Source organism: Paraburkholderia sediminicola (assembly GCF_046026855.1).
In the GTDB taxonomy this organism is placed as follows: Bacteria; Pseudomonadota; Gammaproteobacteria; order Burkholderiales; family Burkholderiaceae; genus Paraburkholderia; species Paraburkholderia sediminicola_A.
In genome coordinates, this window is sequence record NZ_JAQQET010000021.1 from 152,931 (window position 1) to 161,933 (window position 9,003).

The window sequence follows — 9,003 nt, forward strand, 5'->3', positions numbered from 1 at the left end:
CAGAAGGGATGCAATACCCTCGCAGCTTAGGAAAAAGGAATGGCGACTTGGTTACAGCCAATATGGAGATATTTACCGCGCATTACCGGGGCCGATAGCGCCCGCAGGCGTCAAAGCCCCGTCTATTCGAGTGTGCGCACCCGGTCGATAGCCTGTTCGATCCGATCGACCGCAACAACCTGTAAGCCTTCAATCGGCTGCTTCGGTGCGTTGGCCTTCGGAATGACCGCGACTGAAAAGCCCAGCTTGGCCGCTTCCTTAAGACGGTCCTGACCGCGTGGCGACGGCCGGATTTCGCCGGCGAGTCCGACTTCGCCGAACACGACTAGCCCCTTGGGCAGCGGCTTGTTGCGCATCGACGAGTGGATCGCGAGCAGCACGGCGAGATCGGCAGCGGGCTCCGTGATCTTCACGCCGCCCACCGCGTTCAGGAACACATCCTGGTCGAAACAGGCGATGCCGGCGTGCCGGTGCAGCACCGCCAGCAGCATCGCCAGGCGGTTTTGCTCCAGCCCGACCGCAAGGCGTCGTGGATTCGGCGCGTTGGCGGAATCCACCAGCGCCTGCACTTCGACCAGCAGCGGCCGCGTGCCTTCCTGCGTCACCAGCACGCACGACCCCGGAACCGATTGCTCGTGCTGCGACAAAAACAACGCCGACGGATTGGCGACACCGCGCAAACCGCGCTCGGTCATCGCGAACACACCGAGTTCGTTGACCGCGCCGAAGCGATTCTTGATCGCGCGCACCAAACGGAACGACGAATGTGTATCGCCCTCGAAGTAGAGCACCGTATCGACGATGTGCTCGAGCACGCGCGGCCCGGCGAGCGCACCTTCCTTGGTGACATGGCCGACCATGATGATCGTGGTGCCCGACTGTTTGGCGATGCGCGTCAATTGCGCCGCGCACTCGCGCACCTGCGCGACCGAACCCGGCGCCGAGGTCAGCGCGTCGGAATAAACGGTTTGAATCGAGTCGATCACCGCAACGTCCGGCCGCTGTTCGGCGATGGTTGCCTGAATTTTCTCGAGCTGGATTTCCGCGAGCAGTTGCAATTCGCTCGCCTTCGAGCCAGGCTCCAGCAACGAAAGTCGTTGCGCACGCAACGCAATCTGCGCGGCCGATTCTTCGCCGCTGATATAAAGCGCGCGTTTGTCCGCGGCGATTTCCGCGAGCGACTGCAGCAATAGCGTCGATTTGCCGATGCCCGGATCGCCGCCGATCAGCACTACACCGCCCGGCACCAGACCGCCGCCCAGCACACGGTCGAACTCGCTGACGCCGGTCGAAAAACGCGGCACGTCGGACGCGTCGATATCGGCGAGACGCCGCACCGGTGCGCTCTTCGCGAGCGCCTGGAAACGATGTGTGGACGGTGCCTCCGCGACCGATTCCACCAGCGTGTTCCACGCATTGCATGACGGGCACTGCCCGGCCCACTTCGGCGATTGGCCGCCGCATTCACTGCAGATGTACAACGTCTTCTGTTTAGCCACGCGCCCTTGCCTGTGTTGCTGTTCTTTGGATTGATGCGCTTGCAGGAGCTCTCATCGAGAAGCCCACTACAACCGTCATGGGGGGTCTCTCTGCGACCGTCGTTGGGACCGCCATCGGCGCCCCTCTTCCGGTCTGTCAGAGCCGCGCCTTACTCCGCGCGCACCGGCACGCGCGGCGCCACCGCGCACATCAGCTCGTAGCCGATCGTGCCGCACACCTGCGCAACGTCGTCGATCGGCAGCGCGGCCCCCCACAACTCGACGCGCGAGCCGACGTTGGCCGTCGGAACCGGCGTCAGATCGACGGTCAGCATGTCCATCGACACCCGTCCAACGATCCGCGTACGCACACCGTCAACGATCACCGGCGTGCCTTCCGGCGCGACCCGCGGATAACCGTCCGCGTAACCGCAGGCCACCACGCCGATGCGCATCGCCCCGCGCGCCTTGAACGTCGAACCATAGCCGACCGTATAGCCCTCGGCGAGCGTCTGCACGGCGATCAGTTCAGAGGCAAGCGTCATGGCCGGCTGCAGGCCGGTGCCTGCGATCGCGGCCGTCACGCCCGAGGGTGAAGCGCCATACAGGATGATGCCCGGGCGCACCCAGTCGAAGTGTGCTTCGGGATGCCACAGCGTGGCCGCCGAATTCGAGAGGCTGCGCGCGCCGGCAATGCCTTGCGCGCCGCGCTCGAACGTTTGCATCTGATGGGCGATGCCGCGTTCGCCGTCGGCATCCGAGAAATGGGTCATCAACGTGATCTGGCCAACGCCCTGGCAGGCTCGCGCACGCTCCCACGCGGAGCGGAATTTTTCCGCCGTGTAACCGAGGCGGTTCATGCCGGTGTTCATTTTCAGCTGGATATTGACCGGCTTGGACAGGCGCGCCATTTCGAGCATGCGCAGCTGTTCGTCCGAGTGCAGCGCCGTGGTCAGGCTGTAGCGGTCGATCACGTCGATATCGGTTGGACGAAAGAAGCCCTCAAGCAACAGAATCGGGCCGGCCCAGCCCAATTCACGCAACTTCACGGCTTCTTCGAGGTCCAGCAAACCAAAGCCGTCGGTTGCGCGCAAACCGGGAAAAGCACGCGCGAGGCCGTGCCCGTAAGCATTTGCCTTGACGACGGCCCAGATCTTGGATTTTGGTGCGTAACGCCGGGCGACGGCGAGATTATTGGCGAGTGCGGCGGTATGAATCGTGGCTGAGAGGGGGCGCGGCATGGGTAATTTTCGTAAAGACGCTTGCGAATCAGGAGCTTACAGGGCGTTTTCAACGCTCGGCGGCCCACTGGGCGGTGCGATCAAGGATTCTGCTAGTCCGAATCCAGCTATTTTCGTGATATAAAGCCGTGCGCACAACCCATTTCGAACGGCATAAGCCCGGACGCTTTGCACACGGCCGGGGCGGACAGACCGCAGCGAGGACAGCATCGCATCAGATGAAAAAAGGTTTTTACACCATCATGGCCGCGCAGTTTTTTTCGTCGCTGGCCGACAATGCGCTTCTGATCGCTGCTATCGCACTGCTGAAAGATCTTCACGCCCCGAACTGGATGACGCCGCTGCTCAAGTTGTTCTTTGTGCTGTCGTACGTCGTTCTGGCCGCCTTCGTGGGGGCCTTCGCCGACTCCCGTCCGAAGGGACGCGTGATGTTCGTCACCAATACGATCAAGGTGGTCGGCTGCATCACGATGCTGGTCGGCGCACATCCGCTGATCGCCTATGGCATTGTGGGTTTCGGCGCGGCGGCTTACTCACCCGCCAAATACGGCATTCTTACCGAACTGCTGCCGCCTGACCGTCTCGTCGCGGCAAACGGCTGGATCGAAGGCACCACGGTCGGCTCGATCATTCTCGGCACGGTACTCGGCGGCGCGCTCATCAGCCCGCACATTGCCGCGCCGATCCTCCGGTACCACATCCCCACGGTCAACACGCCCGCCGAAGCGGCGATGCTGGTGATCATGGCAATCTATGTGATCGCGGCGCTGTTCAATCTGCGCATTCCCGACACCGGCGCGCGTTATCCGAAACAGGAACGCGGCCCAATCAAGCTGGTCACCGATTTCGCCGACTGCTTTCTCGTGCTGTGGCGTGACAAGCTCGGCCAGATCTCGCTCGCCGTCACCACGCTGTTCTGGGGTGCCGGCGCGACGCTGCAATTCATCGTGCTGAAGTGGGCCGAGGTTCAGTTGAACATGTCGCTTTCGGAAGCCGCGATTCTGCAAGCGGTCGTTGCAGTGGGCGTGGCGGCCGGCGCGATTTTCGCGGCCTCGCGCGTACCGTTGAAGAAGTCGCTGACGGTGCTGCCGGTCGGCATCATGATGGGCATCGCCGTGATGTTGATGGCCTTCTACACACGCAGTCTGTTCCCCACGCATTGGGGTCTGTATTTCGGCCGTGTGCATGTGCCGGGCTATCTGATCGTCGCGTATATCTTCCTGATGATCGTCGGCGGCCTGTCGGGCTTTTTCGTCGTACCGATGAATGCGCTGCTCCAGCATCGTGGCCACGTGCTGCTGTCGGCGGGCCACTCGATCGCCGTGCAGAACTTCAACGAAAATCTCTCGGTGCTCGTAATGCTGTGCCTGTACGCCGTGCTGGTATGGCTCGACGTGCCGGTCACTGCGGTGATCGTGCTATTCGGCACCTTCGTCTGCGTGATGATGTGGTTCGTGATGCGGCGCCACCACGCGAATCAGCGCGCGTTCGACTCGGTCGCGCTAATCGGCGAAGTCAAGCACTGACCCGCAGCGGGCACCGCGCTTACTGCCCGCGCCCTCCCCCTTTCCTCGTTTTGCCATGACTCAACCCATTCCCAATGTGCTGACGATCGCCGGTTCCGATTCCGGCGGCGGCGCCGGCATTCAGGCCGATCTGAAGGCATTCTCGGCGCTTGGCGCCTACGGCGCGAGTGTGATCACTGCGCTGACCGCGCAGAACACGCGCGGCGTCACGGCGATTCATGCGCCGGAGCCCGCCTTCATCACAGCGCAACTCGATGCGGTGTTCGACGACATCCGTATCGATGCCGTGAAGATCGGCATGCTGGCGAATGCGCAGATTGCACGCGCGGTCGCCGATGCACTGCGGCGGTATAAACCGAAGCACATCGTGCTCGACACGGTGATGATTTCGAAGAGCAATCACGCGCTGCTGCTGCCGGATGCGGTCGCTGCCGTGCGTGACGAGTTGCTGCCGCTGGCTGATCTGCTGACGCCCAATCTGCCCGAAGCCGCAGCCTTGCTAGGCGTGCCGGCTGCTACCGATGAAGCCGGCATGGTGGAACAGGGCGAAGCGCTTCGGGCGCTTGGCGCGCGGGCGGTGCTGATGAAAGGTGGCCATTTGAGCGCGGTGGACAGTCCCGACTGGCTCGTGCAGGACAGCGGCACGCTTCGTCTGGGCGGCCCGCGCGTGCCGGTGAAAAATACACATGGGACGGGCTGCACACTGTCGTCGGCGATTGCGGCATTGATTCCGCAGCGCGAAGATCTGGCGAGCGCGGTCGCCGACGCCAAGCTGTATCTGACCGGCGCGTTGCAGGCGAGCGATCGACTCGACGTCGGCAGCGGCGTCGGGCCGGTGCATCATTTTTATCGGTGGTGGTGAGGGGCTGAATGCGGCCGCGCGTAGGCCTGCGCCAACGCGGGCCAATCGTCCGGCACGATGAAGCCGCGCGAAAGTTCTCTCAGATTGCCGGCGCTATCGGCCGCGAACGCCGCGACCATCGTCGGTCCATGCTGATGTGAGGTTTGTTCGGCAAGCGTCTGCTGATCGACGAAGGCAAACCCTGCGGCCTCCACTTCACCCTTTTCATGACGCCGTGGCGCAAGCCATTCCAGCCGTGGCAACACACGCCACGTCTGTGCACGCGCCGCCGCAAATTCCGGCCAGTCGTTGCGCGTGACCCACCAGCCACGTCCGTGCGACGGATCGAGCTCGGCAGGATCGGCTGGCGTCTCGCCCGCACGATAGAACAACCAGCCTTTGATAAACATCTGCGGCGTCCACGGCCCTTCATAGCCGACCGATGCGAACTCTTCGCGCGCGCTCAATGGCAGTTGATGATTCAGCACATGCGCGAGCTTCAGATCGAAGCGGTCCTTCAGATTCGGGCCGACATAATCGGCTAATCGCGCAGCCGGCTGCGTGGCCGACTGGGTGGTGGACTGCGCGCGGCTTTCGCCCGCATGCAAATAGCACTTCACCGCCAACTCCCAATGCAGGCGCGCGCCCTGCTGCGTCTGCACGAGAAAATCGCATTCACCGAGCGTGACGCCGGCGCGCCGCAACGGCACGCCGGCCGCGACCAGCCGCGCCGCCGGTCCGTGCTGCAGGAACCATCCCAGCAGCCGTTCGGCGTAGCGGCCAAGACGCGTAATACGCGTCGAGGTAAGGTCGCGCTGCAATTCGGCCGGATCGGTATCTAACGCACGTAACCAGTCGACAGTTGCATCAGTTTCCTGCTGTGAAGCAAACGGATCGGCAAGCGCGCCCACCGGTGGTTGCGCTCGCAACAAATCGGCGCTCAGGAGCAACCACGCGAGATCGCGCACTGCCGGGTCACGCAAGGTAACGAGCAGAGTCTCGAGGACCGCTGCGGATGTGCCCGTCGCGGTGGCGAGGCGCGATGTCGGCCGGGTCGCGTCGGTCACTTCGCCGCGTTGGACGGCACGCCGCCCGCCGCGAGCCACGTGTCGCGCGCGAGGCACAGATCTGCCCAGGCTTTCGCCTTGTCGGGCAGGCTGCGAAGCAGATACGCCGGGTGATAGGTGACGATGACCGGTACCCCCTCGTATTCGTGCACGCGGCCGCGCAGCGACGAAATGCTTGCCTCAGTCCGGAGCAGACTTTGCGCGGCGAAGCGGCCCAGCGCGACGATCAGCTTCGGCTTGACCAGCGCGACCTGTCGTTGCAGATACGGCTCGCAACGCGCGACTTCATCCGGCTCGGGATTGCGGTTGCCCGGCGGCCGGCACTTGATCACGTTGGCGATATAGACATTGCTGTCGCGTGCGAGCATTAGCGAACGCAGCATATTGTCGAGCAGCTTGCCGGCCTGTCCGACGAACGGCTCGCCCAGGCGGTCTTCGTTCTCACCCGGCGCTTCGCCGATCAACATCCAGTCGGCGTTACGATCGCCGACGCCGAATACCGTGTTCGTGCGTTTCTCGCACAGACGACAGCGTTCGCAGGCGGCGACCTGCTCGCTTAAAGCGTCCCAGTCGAGCGTCTGGATCGACGAGGGTTCGGGCGCTTCGCGGCGCGCTTCAGCGGGTGCATGGGCCGGCTGATCGTCGAACCATGCGAAGTCGTCGTCGGGCGGACCGTCGAATGCCGGCGGTTCAGGTGTACGCGGCGGCTGCGATGGCTGCCGCGCTTCGACCGGCGCTTGCACGCGCCTCTGCTGTTCCTGCGCGGGCGGCGCAAGGCGCTCACCCTGGATTTGTGCGGAATCGGCTTGTCGAGCTTCGCCGGTTTGCATCGCGATCTGCGCATCATCCCGACCATCCTGCGCAAGCGCTGCCGATGACGCTTCACGCGCCGCCACACGCGGATCGTCACGATGCGCCTTCTGATTCGCTAACGCGTCAGCGCCCTGCTCGCCCCCGGCCTCACCTACGGGCTCCTGCGCCGCCGACATCCCCCGACGCACCCACAGCGGCGCGAGTCCGAACTCTTCCAGTACCGATTCATGCAGCGCCATCTGTGCCCTCCGTGGCAAACGAGAAACGCATCACGATGGCGTCCTCCCGGCTGCGATGCCGCGCCGGATAATAGTTTTTGCGCCGGCCAATCGAGGCAAAACCGAAGCGCTCGTAAAGGCGAATGGCCCGATGATTCGACGGCCGCACTTCGAGCAGCAGGCCTTCGAGTTTTTCGGTGCGCGTAATGCGCACCGCTTCGCGCAGCAGCGCGAGCCCTGCACCGGCGCCTTGCGCCGCAGGCGTCACGCACAAATTGAGCAGATGCATTTCATCGACGACCGGCATCAGCACGCAATAGCCGATCAGTGTGCCTGTTACGTGACGCAGGCAAATGCCGAAATAGCCGTTGCGCAACGAGTCGCCGAAATTGCCGCGGCTCCAGGGAAATTCGTAGGCGATTTTTTCGATCGCCGCGACCTCGTCCAGATCGGCTTCGGTCATCGGCGACATGTAACGGTCCGCCAGCAACACGCCGCTCATTGCCGGCCCTCACCTTGATCCGCATCATGTGCGAGCCTGGCAGCGGCTTGCTCGGCCTTAGCGGCTTTTTCGGCGACGCGCTCCGCCGTGGTTTGGGCGACCTTGTCGCGAATGTATTCGGGCGCGGCCTGGTCGGCGGGCACAGTGCGGCCAGCGCGAAACGCGCGCAGCGCTGCATGCGCAAGCGGCACGGCATGCGGCAGTGCTTCGCCGTCGACGATCCGCGCAGCCGCAACGGCGGGCAGCCGTGCGCCAAAGGCGGCAGCAGCATTGCCCGCCAGAGTGAAGGGGACGTCGGGCAAAACGAGCCGTTCCGGCGCGTCGAGCGAAGCTGGCTGAAGCGTACGCCATTCGCCGAGTGCTGCGTCCCATGCGTAGTCGGCCCAATAGATTTCGTCCATCCGGGCATCAAGCGCGGCGAGCACGCGGGTCGCCGACGGATCGCGCAGCCGTGCGCTTTCCGCGCAGGCCAGCAGCGTGCTGACCGGCACGACCGGCAGATTCAGGCCGAATGCGAGGCCTTGAGCGACACCCGTCGCAGTGCGAAGACCTGTGAATGAGCCTGGACCGGAGCCGAAGGCGATGGCATGGCAGTCCGCCAGTTTCAGGCCGGCTTCGTCGAAAAGTTCGCGGATGGCGGGTAGCAGGCGCGTGCTGGAGACTGCACCAGTTTGCTCGTGACGCACCCATATCCGGGGGTCGGCGCGACCTTGGTCCGCTGTCTGGCCCGTCGCGCCGCTAACGGCGGACAGGAGCGCTACCGAGCAGAATTCGGTCGAAGTATCGAGGGCAAGGAGCACAGTTTGAGTCATGGACCGTATTGTAATCGGCACGGCACGTGCCGATGCGGTTTTGGGATTGCCCGCCGGGTGCAGATGGATGTTTGGAATAACCCCTCGGCTCCGCGGCAGCATGCAGTTGTTATGATCATCGGCCCAGCCAGAACCAACCTCACCAGCAGGTAAAACCACAATGACAGACATCAACGCGCAATTCGTCCAGGCCCAGGAAGATGCAAAGCAACTGCCCGAGCGGCCGGGCAATCTCACGCTTTTACGCCTCTACGCCCTCTTCAAGCAGGCTACCGACGGCGATGTCCACGGCGACAAACCCGGCTTCACCGATATCGTCGGCAAATACAAGTACGATGCGTGGGCCGCGCTCAAAGGCACCGCGCAGGATGCAGCGAAGCAGCAATACATCGATCTCGTTGAATCCCTGAAGAGCGGCGCCGCCGCCTGAATCTGACCCCATGGCGTAATCCGTTGCCGTGGGGGGTAAGGGGCGGCCCCCCCCCCGGGGCCCCGCCCCGCCGGG

9 protein-coding genes are annotated in these 9,003 nt (G+C 63.7%); 3 read left to right on the top strand and 6 right to left on the bottom strand.

Features of this window, described 5'->3' with window-relative positions; all coding sequences use genetic code 11:
• Positions 1 to 122: 122 nt before the first annotated feature.
• Both radA and alr read right to left on the bottom strand, forming a co-directional pair.
• Positions 123 to 1,499 carry a DNA repair protein RadA gene (radA, locus tag PQR40_RS23330; protein ID WP_408390221.1) on the bottom strand — a complete coding sequence of 459 codons (1,377 nt, stop codon included), beginning with the start codon at positions 1,497 to 1,499 and terminating at the stop codon, positions 123 to 125.
• 149 nt (positions 1,500 to 1,648) lie between these two features.
• Positions 1,649 to 2,719: an alanine racemase gene (gene alr, locus PQR40_RS23335; RefSeq protein WP_408509944.1), complete on the bottom strand. Its 1,071-nt coding sequence runs from the start codon at positions 2,717 to 2,719 to the stop codon at positions 1,649 to 1,651.
• A gap of 218 nt (positions 2,720 to 2,937) precedes the next feature.
• Here alr and lplT point away from each other — a divergent pair, with 218 nt between their 5' ends.
• Both lplT and thiD read left to right on the top strand, forming a co-directional pair.
• Positions 2,938 to 4,245, top strand: a complete 1,308-nt coding sequence (lplT, locus tag PQR40_RS23340) for a lysophospholipid transporter LplT (protein ID WP_408223716.1) — start codon at positions 2,938 to 2,940, stop codon at positions 4,243 to 4,245.
• Between the two features lie 55 nt (positions 4,246 to 4,300).
• Positions 4,301 to 5,107 (top strand): bifunctional hydroxymethylpyrimidine kinase/phosphomethylpyrimidine kinase, encoded by an 807-nt coding sequence (gene thiD, locus PQR40_RS23345; RefSeq protein WP_408223720.1) that lies wholly within the window; start codon positions 4,301 to 4,303, stop codon positions 5,105 to 5,107.
• Here thiD and PQR40_RS23350 read toward each other — a convergent pair.
• From PQR40_RS23350 to tsaB, 4 genes are read right to left on the bottom strand one after another with little or no spacing between them, the layout of a single operon-like run.
• Positions 5,092 to 6,153: a DUF1853 family protein gene (locus PQR40_RS23350; RefSeq protein ID WP_408390219.1), complete on the bottom strand. Its 1,062-nt coding sequence runs from the start codon at positions 6,151 to 6,153 to the stop codon at positions 5,092 to 5,094. The two genes, thiD and PQR40_RS23350, sit on opposite strands and share 16 nt — an antisense overlap.
• Positions 6,150 to 7,205 carry a uracil-DNA glycosylase gene (locus PQR40_RS23355; RefSeq protein WP_408509945.1) on the bottom strand — a complete coding sequence of 352 codons (1,056 nt, stop codon included), beginning with the start codon at positions 7,203 to 7,205 and terminating at the stop codon, positions 6,150 to 6,152. Before PQR40_RS23355 ends, PQR40_RS23350 begins: the two co-directional genes overlap by 4 nt.
• Entirely contained in the window at positions 7,192 to 7,686 is a 495-nt protein-coding gene (gene rimI, locus PQR40_RS23360) for a ribosomal protein S18-alanine N-acetyltransferase (RefSeq protein ID WP_408223729.1), read from the bottom strand. Before rimI ends, PQR40_RS23355 begins: the two co-directional genes overlap by 14 nt.
• Positions 7,683 to 8,498 carry a tRNA (adenosine(37)-N6)-threonylcarbamoyltransferase complex dimerization subunit type 1 TsaB gene (gene tsaB / locus PQR40_RS23365; protein WP_408336032.1) on the bottom strand — a complete coding sequence of 272 codons (816 nt, stop codon included), beginning with the start codon at positions 8,496 to 8,498 and terminating at the stop codon, positions 7,683 to 7,685. Before tsaB ends, rimI begins: the two co-directional genes overlap by 4 nt.
• 160 nt (positions 8,499 to 8,658) lie before the next feature.
• Here tsaB and PQR40_RS23370 point away from each other — a divergent pair, with 160 nt between their 5' ends.
• A complete protein-coding gene (locus tag PQR40_RS23370) occupies positions 8,659 to 8,928 on the top strand; it encodes an acyl-CoA-binding protein (protein ID WP_408209883.1) in 270 nt (89 codons plus the stop codon).
• The last annotated feature ends 75 nt before the right edge of the window (positions 8,929 to 9,003 follow it).